Raw genomic sequence first — 15,247 nt, 5'->3', positions numbered from 1 at the left:
GTTAAGAAATCGTCGTTTTTCTAACATGATCGAACAGTCGTGTCAGCAAAAACCGGTTTCCTTAACTTGGGCCATGCTTCGCCCGGGCGGGGTCACCCAACTCCGTCAGACCGCCAGAGCGCTCGGGTCCTTGCCGGCGTTGATGTGGTCTGCGAACCACTGCGGTTTCCGGCCCCGGCCCGACCAGGTGAGGGCCGCGTTCTCAGGGTGCCTATACTTCGCGAGGGCCGGCGCACGGGTGGCTTTCACCTCAATACCGATCAGTTCGGCGAGGGAGTAGCCCATCTCCTTGGCGATGGCTTCCAGCTTGGTGCGGGCTTCGGCCTTATGACGGTCCTCATAGGTGGAAATCGCCTTGGCGAGGTCCTTCTGCAATTGCCGCAGTTCCTTGAGCGACATCGCCTCGAGATTGAAATCAGCCATTGGGCCCTCGTGTCCTGAATGATGCGTCCGGGATAGCCGTCAGGCTGCAACATCGCAACTCCCACGGAGGACGCCGCGATAGGGCAGGGGGATGAGGTTGGCTTGAGCTGCCGGGTCGGCGGTTTCGCAACTGCTTCAACCCGGTTGCCTTGGTGAGGAAGGCCGAGTTCTGCGAGAGCCCCAGGCCGCTCCTATCCCCGGTGCCATCCCTTCGACTGACAATCCCCTAAGCCTGTTCGGCCTCTGGCGCGCAACCCCGCGTCAGTCCGGGCCGTGTTGGCTAGCGTTTCTGAGGAAACGCGTCACCTGCCCGCTCCACCCCGGCCCTCTGGAGGTTTCCGGTCGCCGTTCCGTCTCCCGTGCACGCCTCAGCCGACAGGCTTTTTCCGGGTCTTGTCGAAGGGACGGTCCCAGGGACAGGAAACACAGGAGCTTACCATGCAGAACATCGTTATCCTCGCCGGCAACATCGGTCAAAAGCCCGAAGTGCGCTCGACCCAAAGCGGCACGAAGATCACCAACTTCACCCTGGCCACCTCGCGGCCGCGCCTCTCCGAGGGTCGCGTGATGCGCGACGAGAACGGCTACCGGGTCATGGACACCGAATGGCACCGCATCACCTGCTTCAACGGCCTCGGCAAGACCGTCGCAGAGCACTGCGAAAAGGGTATGAAGGTCCTCGTCCATGGCCGCATCCACTACACGAAGTGGACCGACGCAACCGGCACCGATCGCTACGGCTGCGAGATCATCGCCGAGAAGGTTGACTTCCTGAGCCGCCCGAAGTCGGCCGAGAACGAAAACCCCGAGCTGGTCGACCGCGACGACGAGATCCCGTTCTGAAAAGAACGGGGTCTTCCCCGAAGGGGCCCGGCGGGGAAACCCGCCGGGTTCCGTCGTTTTCGGCCCATTGCGGACCTTGGCCAAGATCACCGTTGCTGCAGCGCAGCTTCCCCATACCGGACCTTCATGCCACTGCGCAGCAAGATCCAAGATCCCGAGGTCCGCGGTGCGGGACTTTAGGGACGGTGCTAGAGCGGCTCCAGTCGACCAGGTATTGCAGGGCACCCCACCGGCACCATCGGCTGCGCAATGGCATGATGTCTCACTGCTCCGCAGCCCAAAGTACATCCTTTCTCAGAGCGGAAGCCGCGCCTGGGATAGGCTATTCGCGAACAACCGCGACCACCGCCCTACCCAGATCTTTGAGCGCCTCGTTGCGAACCTCGAACTCCGCGTCCGTATCCGAGATGAACATGGTCGCGATCCAGGGCGCTCCGCCTTCAGGCTGGATCACCGCGACGAGGTTGCGCGTGTGGCTTCCGCTGCCCGACTTGTCGAGGATCAGCCAGGCGTCCTCGGCCTCGGCGCGCAGCAATGCGCCGGTCACGCCGCCGTGGCGCATCCACTCCGCCAGCTTCCCGCGGGCCTCCGGAGACAGCACGTCGCCCAGCAGCAGCGCTCGCAGCGTCTCGGACATGGCGGCCGGGCTCGTGGTGTCCCGCTCGTCTCCAGAAGCGAAGTCGTTCAGCTTGGGCTCGATGCGGTCGAGACGGCTCGTCGGGTCGCCGACGCTGCGGAAGAACTGCGTCACCGCCTCCGGCCCCCCGAGATGCCCGATCAGGATGTTCGCCGCCACATTGTCGCTCATGTCGATCGCCGCGAGGCAGAGCTCGTCGAGGGTCATGTTGCCGCCGACCCGCGTCTCCGTGACGGGCGCGTAGGGCACGAGGTCGGCCTTGCGCACCGGCAGCGCATCGGAGAGCGACAGCCTGCCCGCGTCCCAACGCGCGAGGATGGCGCCGCAGACCGGCACCTTGACCGTGCTGTTCATGAGGAAAAGCTCGTCCTCGCGGTGAGACCAGGACCAACCCGTGCCGGTCTCCATGAGCGAGAGGCCGACGCGGGCGCCGAGCTGTTCCTCGATCCGGGCGACGGTTTCGGAGAGCGCCTCGACAGGCGTTTCGGCGAGGGAGGCCGTGGCCATGGACAGGCCGAGAGCGAGCCCTGTCGCGACACGCGACAGGACGGTAGCGGTGAACCGCATGGGACCATTCCTTTCAGGATCTGCGCCAGTGGCGCCTGGGATGCGACATCACATGATGTCATGCGGACTGTATATTTCGGCTTGATCGCAGCCATCAAACGACAAATCTTATGGCCTGCCATTAGCTGAGGTACTGCCATGGATCGCCCCGACCTGCCGCTCAATGCCCTGCGCGTATTCGAGGTCGCCATGCGCCAGGGCAGCTTTACCAAGGCCGCGATCGAGCTGCGCGTCACCCAGGCTGCCGTCAGCCACCAGGTCGCGCGGCTCGAGGACCTGCTGGGCACAGCGCTGTTCCTGAGGACCTCCCAGGGGCTGATCCCGACCGACGAGGGACGCCTGCTCTTTCCCGTGCTTGAGCATGGGTTCGACGCGATGTCGCGGGTGCTCGACCGTCTCGGCGGGCGGCGCGACATCGAGGTGCTAAAGGTTGGCGTCAACACGACCTTCGCGATGTGCTGGCTGATGCCGCGGCTCGAGGCGTTCCGACAGGCCCATCCCCAGATCGACCTGAGGATCTCGACCAACAACAACCGGGTGGAGATCCTGCGCGAGGGGCTCGACATGGCGATCCGTTTCGGCACTGGAGGCTGGACAGGACACGATGCGATCCCACTGGCAGAGGCGCCGATGGCGCCGCTCTGCGCGCCGGGCCTCGCGTCACGGCTGCTGCATCCCTCGGACCTCGGGCAAGTAACGCTTCTGCGCAGCTACCGAAGCGCCGAATGGCCGGGCTGGTTTGAGGCCGCAGGCGTGCCTTGCCCGCCTGTCACCGGGCCGGTCTTTGACAGCTCGGTGGCTTTGGCAGAGCTGGCAACCTCAGGCGCCGGCGTCGCCCTGCTGCCGATCTCCATGTTCGAGAGCTACATCGCGCAGGGCCGCTTGGCACAGCCTTTCGGCGTCACAGTTTCTGTCGGACGTTACTATCTCGCCTGGCCGTCCGACCGGCCCGCCACATCAGCGATGAGCACGTTCTCGCGTTGGCTGACCGGCCAGAGCGCTGAGTAAGCATCCAATTCGTGTCACCCCCCCCCAAGCCTGCCGTGCGCGCTAAGCGCCGCGGACATTGGCAGGCACCCACTTGGATGCCCGTCATGCAACATGAAGCCCAAAACCGACACGAAGGGCTCGAAAGGGCTCGAAGCAGAGTTGCGGCGGCACAGCTTGCTGCCCCCCAAGCGAGTGGGGTCTGCCCAGCAGAGACGGCCCTTCCGCGACGTTCGACCCAAGCGCGGCGAAGGTCCGCTTCCCGCCCTTCACATCAGCCAGAGTAAGAGGAGTGTCGATTTCCCGGCGACGGGTTGAGGGCTGGGAGAGTGGCTCCTGGCGCCCGTCGCGGGAGATAGCCGATGGGCGTTGTAGAAGTTCTGGATCCAGTCGCACCGGCGCGGGCGGGTGGCTGGAAAGTGGATGTGAGCCGGGGTGAGCGGAACGGGCGAGTGTCGTCCGAATGGTTCAACCGGCCCGATGATGAGCGGTATCTGTCGCTCGACGATCTCTGGGCCAATGTGAAAGGTCGGTCCGACCGCAGCCGCAGCCGAGTGGTGCAGACGGCGGATATCCGGGTCGAGGCCGCGCGCGATAACTCCGAGCGGTTGCATCTGATGCTGCCGAAAGCGCATGAACCTGTTGCGCCCACGCATTGGGCGTTCGGCCAGCTTGCCAGCATCGTCGGCGCTCCGGCCTCCTACCTGCGGCAGTTGCCCGCGCCGCTGGCGGGGATCAACCTGCAGTATGGCCTGACCAACCACCGCGCCGAGCAGGTGAAGACTTTCGAGACCGAGGATGGCCGCACTGAATTGCGCGCTGTGACCGGGCCGGACTACGGCCGCATCCATGACCATGAACTGGTCGAGGCGGTGCAACGGATCGCGGGCAATGGCACCGGCGACACGCGCTGGAAGGTGCCGGGGGTGCTCGACTGGTCGACCGGGGTCTACAACCCCGATGTCGAAATCAGCCGCGACACGACCACGCTCTATGCCTCGGACCGCGACGTCTTCCTGTTTCTCGTCGACGATCACAACCCGATCGAGGCGGGCCGGTTGCCGGACGGTTCCCCTGATCTCTACTTCCGGGGCTTCTATTGCTGGAACTCCGAGGTGGGCGCCAAGACGCTCGGCATGGCGAGCTTCTACCTTCGGGCGGTGTGCCAGAACCGCAACCTCTGGGGCGTCGAGGATTTCCAGGAGATCAAGATCCGCCACTCGAAATACGCCGCGTCGCGCTTCGCACATGAGGCGGCCCCGGCGCTGACGCGCTTCGGCAATTCCTCGCCGCAGGGTTTCGTGAACGGAATCAAGGCCGCGCGGCAGCAGATCGTGGCGCGCACGGATGAGGACCGGGATGACTTCCTGCGCAAGCGCGGCTTCTCGAAGGCGGAGTCGGGCAAGATCATCGAGAAGGTGCTGATGGAAGAGGGCCGCCCGCCCGAGAGCATCTTCGACTTCGTGCAGGGCATCACGCGGCTTGCGCGCGACAAGACCCAGCAGGATGCCCGGCTCGACATGGAAGGGCGCGCCAAGAAGCTACTCGACCGGGTCGGCTGACCCTGTGCCGGAGGCTCTGTTGCCTCCGGCCACTTTATTGCCAAACTGGATTGCTACTTGCCTGCAGTGATTCAAGTTGGGCGAAAAGTATGGATGATATCGATTGGTCTGATCGCGCGTTCTACGATGATGGCGAATGGGTTACTTGGTCAGAAATTGACGAGCAGCTGCGCTACAAAGAGTGGGGAGCAAAATACCCCAACGCCATCCGATCAATGATACCCTACTTTGAAGATCTGATATCGCTTGCGGAAAGCTATCACAGGGAGACGGGTCTTCATCTCGCCGTCTACGGCGATGTCGGTGAACTTTTCGGCGCCATCACGTATGGCATCAAGCTGAACAAAACCTACGCGCAAGGCGCTGACGGAAGACTTGGCAATGACCACGTCGAAGTGAAAACGATTACCCCCTTCAAGACGAAGGATGTCGTGGTGGTCGATACCGCAGGGAACTTCAACAAGTTGCTCGTGGTCAAGATCAACGAGGATTTCCAGGTATCAGGTCGAATGATTGACCGAAAGGATTTGCCTAAGCGGCAAGGTCGATACCTGCGTGTCCGATGGAGTGATTTGCCGTCGGCAAGTTGAGCAGCTTCTGTCGCTCCTTCGAGGAAGAGGGCGGCGGTTTGGTCTTTGACGGATAGGGCGGGGAGAGAGGCTCCCTGCGCCGTCGGAGGTTTCCCCCATGCTCGACTTGCCCTTGCCCATCCTGCCGACCACCGGCGCGCGGGGTGTCCCGCCAGGTTGTCCGTCTGGAAACTCCGATCTCAGTCATCCGTTCGCGCTGACCCTGTCGCGCCGCGCGCCGGCCGATCTGATGTCGGGCCGGGCCGCGCCCCTAGTGCTCGCCCGATTCGCGACGCTGGCCGATGCCATGCTGGGCGCGATCGACCATGCCGAGGGGATGGCCACGAACACCGCGCCCCAGCTGCTAGCAATCTTCGACCGCGACGAGCGCCTTGTGCTGGCCGGGGCCGCCAGCGACTGCGCCGTCGCGTGGTGTCACCCGGTGATGAGCGCCACAGAAGCGCGGGGCGTGGTGACCGAGGCGAGCCAGCTGCGCGCGCAGGCGGGCCGCGCGGCAACCTGGGGTGAACCCGATCTTGCGCAGCGGCTGCGCCACCGCGCCGATCTTCTGGATGGGCGGCTCGTCGACCCGCTCTGGCGCGCCTTCGCCGCCAGGTTACTGCAGGTCGCTGCGTGAGGCCCGAGAGACAGAGAAGGGCAGGGGGGATTTGGAGCTTGTCCGGGGGAGAGAGATCGCCCGGCCCGGCTCCGATCCCTTCCCCTTACCGGAGACACCCGATGACCCTGAGTGAACCCACCCTCGCGCCCCCGATGGCGCCCTCGACCGTCGACATGGCGCAGATCTTCGCGGCCCATGCCGAGCGTGCCGCTCGGATCGAAGCGCTGCGCCCCGGCAACAAGGATCGCCTCTTCGACGGCCTCACGGCCGCCGGCATCACCCATGTCACCGTGACCTTCGACGGGGCCGGGGACAGCGGCCAGATCGAAAGCATCGGCGCATGGTCCGGTGAGAATGCCGTCGATTTCCCCGCGACCGAGATCGCCTATGCCGCGCTGACCTGGGACGACCCCGAGGTCGAGATGCGCAACCTGTCACTGGAGGATGTTGTCGAGCAGCTGGCCTACGATTTCCTCTCCGACACCCATGGCGGTTGGGAGAACAACGACGGCGCTTGGGGCGAGTTCTGCTTCGACGGCGCGGCCCGATGCATCCACCTCGAGTTCAACGAGCGGTACACCTTGTCCGAACTCCACACCCACGATTTCTGAGGAGGCGGCGATGGCACATCCCTATCACCACGCCCTGTCCTCCGTGAAGAAATGGGGCGGCACGGTTGATGACTTCATCGCCGTGCATGCCTGGTTAGATGTTACCTGGACAGGCAAGGATTTTTTTGGCGCCAAGGGTAGCGATAGTCCATAGGAGGGACCCCGCCGTCCGCACTGCGCGGATCAAAGCGCTGGCGGTGCGGACGGCGGGGAGGTCCCTGTGGTCTATCGCGATTGTCGCGCATCTCCGATTCATCTGTTTATGCTTGACTGTCCTTAGGCACTACTCATCTGCCAATTTTCCGTCGCGCAGATGGATAAGCCGATCGAAGCGGTCGAAGATTTTCTCGTCATGGGTGACCGTCAGGATGCAGGCTTCCTGCTCGGCGGCAAGCTTTCGCAGCAGGTCCATGACCAGTTGTGCGCGTTTGCTGTCCAATGCCGCGGTCGGCTCGTCCGCAAGGATGATCCGCGGGCGGTTGGCCAGCGCGCGTGCGATAGCCACGCGTTGCGCCTCGCCCCCTGATAACAGCGCGGGCTTAACCGGGGCGCGGTGGCCGACCTCGAGATAATCGAGAAGCTCTTTTGCCCGCTCCTTTCCCTTTTCGGGCGCCCAACCGGCAAGGTCGAGGACGAGGGATACATTTTCTGCCGCCGTCAGGAAGGGCAGCAGGTTGTGCGCCTGAAAGATGAAGCCAATCTTGTCCAGCCGCAGACGACGCAGATCGCTGCGCAGCCATTTGCCGTCAAAGACCGGATCACCATCCAGCACCACCCGACCCGAGGATGGGTCAAGGATGCAGCCGATGATGTTCAGAAGCGTCGTCTTGCCAGACCCTGACGGCCCCAGGAGTGCGATCACCTCACCTGCACGCACCTGCAGGTCAACTTGGCGGAGGGCATCGACGCGGGTCTCGCCTTCGCCATAGTGCTTGGCCACGGCTTGCACATCGACCAGAATATCACCGATGGCCATGGCTCAGCCTCCCAGCGCGGTGGCGGGGTCCACCTTCAGGGCCGCGCGCACGCCCAGACCGCTGGCGGCCAGACAGACCACGACGATGATCCCGGCCAGAACGGCCACGTTAAACGGTTCCAGCACCACGCGGCGCGGAAAGACATCCTTGACAAGCAGGATCAGAACCAGACCGATGCCCCAACCTGCGGTCCCAAGGATCAGCGATTGCTGTACGATCAGCCCGATGATGGTGCGGTCTGGGGCGCCGATCAGCTTTAGCGTTGCGATCTGCTTCAGCTTTTCCATGGTCATGGTGTAGATGATCAGCGCGATCACCACGGCCGACACCGCCAGGAGGATTCCCAGAAACAGCCCGATCTGACGGCGCGCCTTGTCCACAACCGAGGCCAGCAGGATGTTTTCCTGTTCGGTCTGGCTTAGGGCAGCCAGATGCTTCCATTGCCGCAAGGTTGCGGTCAGCAGATCGACATCCGCGCCGGGCGTCACGCGCACGATCACTGCCGCGACCGAGGCCGACTTGACCGCCCCCGCCCCGCGCGCGGCCTGCACCCGTTGATCTGCCGGAGCAAGTTCCGTTTGCAGCGCCATCGCATCGGCAAGCGTCATGTAAACCGCCGGATCGCCGCCCGAGTTCATCGCCCCTTCGACGAGCCCGACCACGGTAAAGCGGTTGCGGCCAAGGCGGATGGTATCACCCAGCACAAGGCCAGTCTTGCGGTCGGCCACCAGTTCGAAATGGCTGGTGCCGATGCCGCGCCCTTCGGCGATGATCTGCGGGCCACCCGGACGTCCGGTTTCATAGCCGATGATATAAAGCCGCAAGGCGCGGTCAAGGAAGGGGGCCTCGATGGTCTGGTAATTGATGGCCCCGGCTTCGGCCACGCCGGGCATGCGGGCCACGGTGTCGCGGCTGTCGGCGGGAATGGACGAGGCTTCGGCAAAAGGCCCCTTGGTGCCCGCCTCGACCACCCAGACGTCCGCCGCGGGGGCCTCGACCACCGCCAACGCATCGGCCACAAGGCCATTGTAGATGCCGATCATCGCCAGAACGACCGTCATCAGCAGGCCCAACCCGAAACAGGTCAGCACAAAGCGGAACAGGCCATGCCGGATGTCTTTCAGCGCCAGATTCATGGCGCGTCCCCGATCCGGGCCAGTCTGCCTTCGTCGGCACCTTTCGGCGGCATGGCGACAATCGCGGCGCCCTCGGGCAGGCCGCCTGTCACCTCGACCCGGCCCCGGTCGTCGCGTGCGCCAAAGGTCAGCTCGGCGCGGCGTAGCCGACCATCCTGCACCAGCCAGACTATGCCGCGAAAGCCGTCAAAGCCGGTGATCGCCACCTCGGGCACCATCAGCGCGTTGTCGCGTATGCCGGTCAGGATGCGTACTTCGGCCTGTTCGCCAAGGAACATCGCTTCGGGGCAGTCGGAACAGGTCAGCCAGACGCGGCGCTCTTCGTTAACGCGGTCACTTTCCAGCCCGATCCGGGCGACGGTGCCGTGGAACTCTGCCGCAGGCTGTGACCGCAGGCGGATGACACCCTCTTGTCCAAGCGCCAGTTGGCCGGCGCGTTCTTCGTCGATAAAGGCCTGAACCCAAATCGTTGCCGGATCAATCAGGGTGAAGATTGGATCACCGGCCTTGACCACCGTGCCCGGCTCGACGTGGCGAGCCACGACAACCGCATCATAGGGTGCGACCAGCCGGTGATGGGCGAGCAAGGTTTGTTCCAGTTGCAAGGCGGCCGCCGCATCTGCGCCCTGCGCGCGGATCACGGCCAGATCGGCTTCGGCCAAGGCCAGTTCGGCCCGCGCCACATCCTCGTCGCGCTGTGCCTCCTCGGCTCGCTGGATAGAGGCGACGTCCTGCCGCGCAAGTTCCTTCTGTCGATCGTTCGCGGCAATGCGCTGTGCCAGAACTGCCTGCGCCCGCGCCACTGCGGCATCGGCCTTGGCCTGACCGGCGGCATTTGCCGCAACCGCTGCTTGCGCCCGCGCAACGCGCGCTATCTGCTCAGCCGGATGCAAGGCGGCCAGTTCCTGTCCGGCCTTGACCGCATCCCCTGCATCTGCCGACACCGACACCAATGCCGCGCCAACTTCGAACCCGACGCGCGACAGGATCCGGGCCTCGACGGAACCTAGACCGTAAAGGCGCAAGGGCACCCCGGTTTCAGCGACGACAACCGTCACAGTCAGGGGCCGTTCGGTCAGAAACCAGCCCGCCGCCGCCAGCCCAACCAGTGCAACCGCGCCAAGGATCCAGGTTCTGCGCATCGCTCAGCCCTCGGCCCGGCGCATGCGGTTGATCAGGCCGTCTTTCAGCACAAACTGATGATAGAGCGCACCCAAAACATGCAGCGCCACCAGCGCCAGCAGCACGATCTTCAGCACGTTATGGCCCTGTGCCGCCAGATCGACCCCGCCGAACCAGGCCATCGACCCGCTGAGCGGCATCAGGATCATCAGCGCGTAAAGGCCGACATGGGCGGCCTTTGCCAAGGCGCGCTGCGCGGCACTGTCACCGACCATGGCAGGCGCGCCGCGCCGCGCCCGGATCGACAGCCGCCACAGCGCAAACAGCATGACCAGCGCCCCGCCTGCGACATGGGCCAGAACCAGCGGATTAAAGGCGGTTTCCACCCCCTTTGCCGCAGCGTCCCACGCGGCGGCAATGGCATCCTTGAACAGGTATTGCTGCACGATCAGCAGGGCCGCGCCCCAGTGAAGCGCGATCTGAAGGCGGGTGTATCCTTTGGGGCTGGGCATGGCGGTCCTCTCGCTCTGGCGAATCAGCTTGCTTGCTTTGCAAAATATGTTAGTGATTACCTACTTACAATAGGTGTCCCATGTTGCGTCGCAAATCAGCCGAAGATCGCAAGACGGAAATCATCGCGGCCGTTCTGGACTTGGCCGACCGTATCGGCCCCGACCGGCTGACCACCAATGACGTCGCGCAAGAGGTTGGCGTGACCCAAGCCGCGATCTTTCGGCATTTCCCGACAAAGGCCGAACTCTGGACCGCCGTCGGGGAGGCCATCGCAGATCGGCTGGAAACTGCCTGGAAGCAGGCCGTCGACAGCAACGAAAGCCCGCAGTCAAGGCTCCGGGCGCTGATTGCTGCGCAGTTGCAGCAAATCGGGGAAACCCCCGCGCTTCCGGCCATTTTGCATTCCCGCGAATTGAACGTGGACAATGCCGCCCTGCGCGACCGGTTTCGTGGGGTTCTGATGCAGTATCAGGCGCATCTGGTGGCAAACCTGCATGCCATGGCCCAAGCCGGGATGATGGGTGCGGGCGTTCAGCCAAAGGATGCCGCCGTGCTTCTGACCTCGCTTGTTCAGGGCATTGCCATCCGGTGGAGCCTTGGCTCGCGCAGCTTTGACATCGTGCCCGAGGGGATGCGCCTGCTGGAGGTGCAATTGGTCCTGTTTGCCCGCAAGGAGATGCAGACATGAAAACGCATCACATCGCCGGTGTAGCGGCCATAGCCTTTGGGTTGTTGACGCTGATATCGGGTGGATCGGCCCTGTTCGGCTTGGTCGACATGGGGGCCGTCGTGCCCTTTGTCTTGTGGTTCAACTTCCTCGCAGGCTTCGCCTATGTCATTGGCGGCCGGCTTCTGATGATCGGGCATCGGCTTGCGTTGCCCGTCGCGCTGACCATCCTGATCGCGAACGCAACGGTGTTTGCCGTGTTCGGCTGGCGGGTTTTTGTGGGGGATGCCTTCGAGGCGCGCACTGTCGGCGCGATGACGTTTCGGACAGCTTTCTGGGTAGCGATGGTCTGGGCTTCCGTGCGAAGATCATGACATCTGGTATGAGTTTGCTATAGCGCGCGGTTTGGCCGACGCAATCCGATGTCAACATAGCTTATTTGTCGTTCGCTCACTGCTATGGGTCGGCTTCTTCACCCAGATCCTTCAACAGACGTTCGATGCGCGAAGCTGTGCTCTGATGTCGTTCGACCTCTTTAGACCATCCCCGCTCGCGCGCATCTTCAGCAAGTACTAACTCGAGTTTTCTCCGCTCTTGCAGCCGACCAGCGTAAGCTTTGGTCGTGACGAACTTGGCGCAGCTGAGATACAGGTCGCATTCGCAAGGTCCCTCCGACGGCAGGCGTAGACAATGGCCAAGTTCGAGCTCGGTCTTGATGAAGTTCGACTTAAGCCAGTCGATCGCCGCGCATGACAGCTTTCCTGCGCGGATCGCTTCTGCGCCCGGTCCGGCAATCATTTCGCCGGGTCCCAGAACGCTGCGGTAGTCGCGCAGCACTTCGGCGTCGCTGATCCGTGCGTAGACCATGGACATGTGCGGCGTCTGATGCCCCAAGACGCTCATGATCGTGTGCAACTTGGCACCTCGTTCGGCAAGTTGCGTGCCCACAGTGTGCCGAAACCGATGGCTGGTAACTATCGGCTTTCCATCTTGATCGACCAGCCCGGCGAGTCTGCACATCTGATTCAGGGGGTATTGTAGCAAATAGTCTGCCGACATCCGCCCGCTGCGGCGAAAGAAGACATAGCGGACCAAGTCGCCAGTCTTGTCATCCCGGATCGGACGGTCGTTGGCTTCGAGCCGTCGCTGGATGACTTCGTGCAATGCCGTTGCGGCGTCGTCATGCAAAGGCACCAGGCGTTCCCGCATAGTCTTTCCAGCGGGTATCCGCAGTCGGAAGGTCCCGTCGGGATACTGATCCAGGCAGTCCAAGCGGAGCCGAATCACCTCTCCCCGCCGAGCGCCAGACCAGCGGGCGATCAGGAGCGCTGCCTTCTGAAACTCACACTCGAGGCTCGGCAGCTGCGCCATAAGGCGCGACAGCTGGTCCTCTGGAATAAACCTTGGCACGCGGTGTGCCAACTTCGGCAGATCGTTCGGATCAAGAATCGGCCGTGTTGGAAAATTGGGCCAGTCCCATGCCGCGCCATCAGACAGGAACTTGGCAACAGTGCCCGCCCTTGCTCGACGAGCGTTTATGGACAGCGGCGCGCCTGTGCGTGGTGCAATGTCGAACTGAAGGTGGCGAAGGTAATCGTTGAAAAGCTCAGGATTGATATCAGCAAAGTTCAAAATGCTGGGCTGTCGGGTAGACAAGTAAGTCACAAAATGCCTCATCGAAACGGCCATGTGATCTACCGTCGGGCGAGCAAGACTGACCCGCTTTCTCTCAAGCCACCGGTTTGCCCATTCCTGGAGGTCTGGCCTCGGCGAAGCGATCGGCTTGCGTTTGTCTTGGATAATCTGAGGCCGGATGACATCATTCCCGTTTTGGAAGAGGAGCAGCTGCAGAATGCGGGTTTTGACCCGCCAGCTGCGCTGAAAGCCTGCCGGGAAGTCTTCTTTCTCGTTTCGGAAGATATGAGTGTCATGCCGTGCGGCGAAGGCGTCGACACCTGCGATCATTTCGTCGAGGTGATGCTGGCGAAGTTCGCCGAAAGAGCGAACACCCGTGTTCATCGCAAGGCGTGGCAAAACCACGCGGAGCGCTGCTTGCACGCCGGTTGCGGAATAGCCAATCTTCGCACTGTCCGCGACCAATGCGTCGAGCCCCTCATAGGCGTTCAATGGCTCCATCGTCTCCGCCACACGCATGTTCCCGACTGCGAACAGGAAATCGTAGTCCAACCGGATTCGGTCGGTCATGGCTGCGTAATAAAGATAGCTGCGGGCCCGAAAGCTGACCGGATAAGTCGGGTGGGCCTGCTTGTCACCATTTAGGCAGCCAATTCTGATGGGCAGGGGGGCAGCGAACCAATCCCTGATATCCGGCCAACTCTCAATAAACGTGGATCGGTATATCAGCCGCTTGCGGCGAAAACTGTCAGCCATCGGGATGCGCGCCAGAAATGCCGCATAGTCAGCTTCGTCTGCGTGCTCAAATATGACAGGGCGGTCGACGTCCGATTTTGGCGATACATGGGTCACAGAGCCTCTCCGTCCGTTGTTTGCGAAGGACGGTCCAGACCCAAGGCGTGTCGATACTCGGCGACCACTACGGCGTCGGATACCCTTGTGTAAATTCTGGTCGATTCCGGCGAGGCATGACCCAATCGCTTCTGTAATGTCAGTTCTCGCATCCCTGCCTCCCACATGCGCGTCGCATGGGTGTGGCGAAGGGCGTGCGGGGTCATCCACGGCTCACGGATCTCGGCGCGCTCACATGCGCGAGCGAAAAGTCGCGCCAGCGCAGAATAGGACAGCGGTTCTTGACGGTTTACGCCTGTGCCGCCGACCAGGAACACGAAAGGAACGTCAGCATCACTTGGTCGTTCGTGCATGACGTATGCGTTCAGGGTTTCCAGTGTCTCGCCATCATGCAAATCGACTACGCGCTCGACGCGGGACTTCGATCGTGCGCCCTTTGGATGATCATCGCGGCAGCGCACGAAGATGCGGCGGCGCCCGTAGCCGATATCGGCCAGATGTAAGCCGAGGACTTCTCCGGGGCGAAGGCCTCCGTTCAGCATCAGCAATACCAAGCTGCGATCGCGGAGATTGCGCGTGGCGGCCATTAGGCCTTCGACCTGTTGCTGATTCATCGGTCTTGGAAGCCGCTGCATGGTCTTGAGGCGCAATTCTCTGACCTCAGACCTCTGCCGTAAAATCCCAGTCAGAAACGGCCTGTGCCTGTCGCTCACCCGCCAAGATGTTTGATCTTGTTTCTTCACGATCGGGTTTGCCACGCTGAACGCTCCGGTGAAAATCGCCCAACGATAGAAGGCGTCGACCGCCACAAGGGCGCGATTGATCGTGGCGGCCGACAGTCCTTTTGCAACGGGCGCCCCCTCACTCACCACAAGTCTGATCGAAGTGTCCCGGCGCTTGCGATTGGCTGGCACCGACCGAAGGTGCCCCAGGAAGGCGGCTGAGAGTTCAGGGGAGAAGGAGGTCCAATGAATTCCTTGTGTTGAGAGAAAGGTCCAGAGATGAATGAGGTCGCGCGCATAGGCGAGGGCGGTGTTGGGCGAATATGCTTTCGCCAGCAAGTAGGCAGCAAATCGACAGATCGGCTCGACTGGATTACCGTCCAAATCTGTCACCAGAATTGTGCCGCCGCTAACGGAACCTGTCAGTTTGAACATCAGCGCCTCAAGAGATTCCGGGGTCATACCGTCCAGCATATGGCAAAACGCCGCCGCGGGCGTGCTGTCCACATAATCGACCAGAGCAAGGAGATCACAGCGGACTTTCGGCACCGGGCCTTGCGCCACCATGCCGAGGGCATCTTCATGGCCGAGACGATCTTCGGTCGCACCCTCACACTCTCGACCGGGCGCATCATCCCGACCCGCTGGGTCGGTGAGCAGCATGTCAAGGAGGACCTCGGCTTCATCCCGAGCTTTGCCGACTGGGTGAAGGCCATCCGGCCCGAGCCCTGGATGGGCCGGTCGGCGCGGATCGAGGCGCTGGTCGATCCGCATCTCGCCTCGCCCGTGGTCGAGGTCACCTGAG

The 15,247-nt window shown here is 62.7% G+C and carries 16 protein-coding genes and 2 pseudogenes; 10 read left to right on the top strand and 8 right to left on the bottom strand.

What is annotated here, in order from left to right; translation table 11 throughout:
- Nucleotides 1-105 precede the first annotated feature (105 nt).
- Complete coding sequence (locus tag G481_RS0115115) at nucleotides 106-423, bottom strand: H-NS histone family protein (protein WP_028030788.1); 318 nt, start codon at nucleotides 421-423, stop codon at nucleotides 106-108.
- Nucleotides 424-861: 438 nt separating this feature from the next.
- On the opposite strand from G481_RS0115115, the gene G481_RS0115110 reads away from it, so the two are divergent.
- A complete protein-coding gene (locus tag G481_RS0115110) occupies nucleotides 862-1,266 on the top strand; it encodes a single-stranded DNA-binding protein (RefSeq protein WP_028030787.1) in 405 nt (134 codons plus the stop codon).
- Between the two features lie 322 nt (nucleotides 1,267-1,588).
- On the opposite strand, the gene blaRCP is transcribed toward G481_RS0115110, so the two are convergent.
- Entirely contained in the window at nucleotides 1,589-2,470 is an 882-nt protein-coding gene (gene blaRCP, locus G481_RS0115105; RefSeq protein ID WP_028030786.1) for an RCP family class A beta-lactamase, read from the bottom strand.
- A 138-nt stretch (nucleotides 2,471-2,608) separates the two neighbouring features.
- On the opposite strand from blaRCP, the gene G481_RS23995 reads away from it, so the two are divergent.
- The 6 genes and pseudogenes from G481_RS23995 to G481_RS26990 form a co-directional block, all read left to right on the top strand.
- Nucleotides 2,609-3,478, top strand: a complete 870-nt coding sequence (locus G481_RS23995) for a LysR family transcriptional regulator (RefSeq protein WP_035026280.1) — start codon at nucleotides 2,609-2,611, stop codon at nucleotides 3,476-3,478.
- A 341-nt stretch (nucleotides 3,479-3,819) separates the two neighbouring features.
- A complete protein-coding gene (locus G481_RS0115095; protein WP_028030785.1) occupies nucleotides 3,820-5,019 on the top strand; it encodes a hypothetical protein in 1,200 nt (399 codons plus the stop codon).
- 89 nt (nucleotides 5,020-5,108) lie between these two features.
- Nucleotides 5,109-5,609 carry a hypothetical protein gene (locus G481_RS0115090; RefSeq protein WP_028030784.1) on the top strand — a complete coding sequence of 167 codons (501 nt, stop codon included), beginning with the start codon at nucleotides 5,109-5,111 and terminating at the stop codon, nucleotides 5,607-5,609.
- A 97-nt stretch (nucleotides 5,610-5,706) separates the two neighbouring features.
- Nucleotides 5,707-6,225, top strand: a complete 519-nt coding sequence (locus tag G481_RS0115085) for a hypothetical protein (protein WP_028030783.1) — start codon at nucleotides 5,707-5,709, stop codon at nucleotides 6,223-6,225.
- A 101-nt stretch (nucleotides 6,226-6,326) separates the two neighbouring features.
- On the top strand, nucleotides 6,327-6,818 hold the full coding sequence (locus G481_RS0115080) for a DUF6878 family protein (protein ID WP_028030782.1): 492 nt from the start codon (nucleotides 6,327-6,329) through the stop codon (nucleotides 6,816-6,818).
- Between the two features lie 10 nt (nucleotides 6,819-6,828).
- Nucleotides 6,829-6,918, top strand: a pseudogene (locus G481_RS26990) (DUF6915 family protein); the annotation flags it as partial.
- A 183-nt stretch (nucleotides 6,919-7,101) separates the two neighbouring features.
- On the opposite strand, the gene G481_RS0115075 reads toward G481_RS26990, so the two are convergent.
- Genes G481_RS0115075 through G481_RS0115060 form a run of 4 tightly spaced genes read right to left on the bottom strand, consistent with a single transcriptional unit; the run spans nucleotide 7,102 to nucleotide 10,565 of the window.
- A complete protein-coding gene (locus G481_RS0115075; protein WP_028030781.1) occupies nucleotides 7,102-7,794 on the bottom strand; it encodes an ABC transporter ATP-binding protein in 693 nt (230 codons plus the stop codon).
- A gap of 3 nt (nucleotides 7,795-7,797) precedes the next feature.
- Nucleotides 7,798-8,931: an ABC transporter permease gene (locus G481_RS0115070; protein ID WP_028030780.1), complete on the bottom strand. Its 1,134-nt coding sequence runs from the start codon at nucleotides 8,929-8,931 to the stop codon at nucleotides 7,798-7,800.
- Nucleotides 8,928-10,073, bottom strand: coding sequence for an efflux RND transporter periplasmic adaptor subunit (locus G481_RS0115065; RefSeq protein ID WP_028030779.1), 1,146 nt, complete (start codon nucleotides 10,071-10,073; stop codon nucleotides 8,928-8,930). The genes G481_RS0115070 and G481_RS0115065 overlap by 4 nt, the downstream gene beginning before the upstream one ends.
- 3 nt (nucleotides 10,074-10,076) lie before the next feature.
- Complete coding sequence (locus tag G481_RS0115060) at nucleotides 10,077-10,565, bottom strand: cytochrome b (RefSeq protein WP_028030778.1); 489 nt, start codon at nucleotides 10,563-10,565, stop codon at nucleotides 10,077-10,079.
- Between the two features lie 83 nt (nucleotides 10,566-10,648).
- Here G481_RS0115060 and G481_RS0115055 point away from each other — a divergent pair, with 83 nt between their 5' ends.
- Together G481_RS0115055 and G481_RS0115050 are read left to right on the top strand one after the other, a co-directional pair.
- Nucleotides 10,649-11,254: a TetR/AcrR family transcriptional regulator gene (locus tag G481_RS0115055; protein WP_245594981.1), complete on the top strand. Its 606-nt coding sequence runs from the start codon at nucleotides 10,649-10,651 to the stop codon at nucleotides 11,252-11,254.
- Nucleotides 11,251-11,607 carry a hypothetical protein gene (locus G481_RS0115050; RefSeq protein WP_028030776.1) on the top strand — a complete coding sequence of 119 codons (357 nt, stop codon included), beginning with the start codon at nucleotides 11,251-11,253 and terminating at the stop codon, nucleotides 11,605-11,607. The genes G481_RS0115055 and G481_RS0115050 overlap by 4 nt, the downstream gene beginning before the upstream one ends.
- Nucleotides 11,608-11,689: 82 nt before the next feature.
- Here the strand turns inward: G481_RS0115050 and G481_RS25970 are convergent, their stop codons facing one another.
- The gene (locus tag G481_RS25970) at nucleotides 11,690-13,720 is read right to left on the bottom strand and encodes a tyrosine-type recombinase/integrase (protein ID WP_089258509.1); all 2,031 of its coding nucleotides are present in this window, start codon (nucleotides 13,718-13,720) and stop codon (nucleotides 11,690-11,692) included.
- On the bottom strand, nucleotides 13,717-15,009 hold the full coding sequence (locus G481_RS25500) for a tyrosine-type recombinase/integrase (RefSeq protein ID WP_235858281.1): 1,293 nt from the start codon (nucleotides 15,007-15,009) through the stop codon (nucleotides 13,717-13,719). The genes G481_RS25970 and G481_RS25500 overlap by 4 nt, the downstream gene beginning before the upstream one ends.
- Here G481_RS25500 and G481_RS23990 point away from each other — a divergent pair.
- Nucleotides 14,941-15,246, top strand: a pseudogene (locus G481_RS23990) (DUF6915 family protein); the annotation flags it as partial. The gene G481_RS25500 and the pseudogene G481_RS23990 overlap by 69 nt on opposite strands.
- Nucleotide 15,247: the final 1 nt, after the last annotated feature.

This window comes from Gemmobacter nectariphilus DSM 15620 (assembly GCF_000429765.1).
In the GTDB taxonomy this organism is placed as follows: domain Bacteria; phylum Pseudomonadota; class Alphaproteobacteria; order Rhodobacterales; family Rhodobacteraceae; genus Wagnerdoeblera; species Wagnerdoeblera nectariphila.
The sequence above is the reverse complement of the archived record's forward strand: the minus strand, read 5'-3'. Positions and strand labels throughout refer to the sequence as shown.

Excerpts from the sequence above, each read along its gene's own strand:
- G481_RS0115115 (WP_028030788.1), bottom strand. The coding sequence starts at position 423 with ATGGCTGATTTCAATCTCGAGGCGATGTCGCTCAAGGAACTGCGGCAA.
- G481_RS0115110 (WP_028030787.1), top strand. The coding sequence starts at position 862 with ATGCAGAACATCGTTATCCTCGCCGGCAACATCGGTCAAAAGCCCGAA.
- blaRCP (WP_028030786.1), bottom strand. The coding sequence starts at position 2,470 with ATGCGGTTCACCGCTACCGTCCTGTCGCGTGTCGCGACAGGGCTCGCT.
- G481_RS23995 (WP_035026280.1), top strand. The coding sequence starts at position 2,609 with ATGGATCGCCCCGACCTGCCGCTCAATGCCCTGCGCGTATTCGAGGTC.
- G481_RS0115095 (WP_028030785.1), top strand. The coding sequence starts at position 3,820 with ATGGGCGTTGTAGAAGTTCTGGATCCAGTCGCACCGGCGCGGGCGGGT.
- G481_RS0115090 (WP_028030784.1), top strand. The coding sequence starts at position 5,109 with ATGGATGATATCGATTGGTCTGATCGCGCGTTCTACGATGATGGCGAA.
- G481_RS0115085 (WP_028030783.1), top strand. The coding sequence starts at position 5,707 with ATGCTCGACTTGCCCTTGCCCATCCTGCCGACCACCGGCGCGCGGGGT.
- G481_RS0115080 (WP_028030782.1), top strand. The coding sequence starts at position 6,327 with ATGACCCTGAGTGAACCCACCCTCGCGCCCCCGATGGCGCCCTCGACC.
- G481_RS0115075 (WP_028030781.1), bottom strand. The coding sequence starts at position 7,794 with ATGGCCATCGGTGATATTCTGGTCGATGTGCAAGCCGTGGCCAAGCAC.
- G481_RS0115070 (WP_028030780.1), bottom strand. The coding sequence starts at position 8,931 with ATGAATCTGGCGCTGAAAGACATCCGGCATGGCCTGTTCCGCTTTGTG.
- G481_RS0115065 (WP_028030779.1), bottom strand. The coding sequence starts at position 10,073 with ATGCGCAGAACCTGGATCCTTGGCGCGGTTGCACTGGTTGGGCTGGCG.
- G481_RS0115060 (WP_028030778.1), bottom strand. The coding sequence starts at position 10,565 with ATGCCCAGCCCCAAAGGATACACCCGCCTTCAGATCGCGCTTCACTGG.
- G481_RS0115050 (WP_028030776.1), top strand. The coding sequence starts at position 11,251 with ATGAAAACGCATCACATCGCCGGTGTAGCGGCCATAGCCTTTGGGTTG.
- G481_RS25500 (WP_235858281.1), bottom strand. The coding sequence starts at position 15,009 with ATGGTGGCGCAAGGCCCGGTGCCGAAAGTCCGCTGTGATCTCCTTGCT.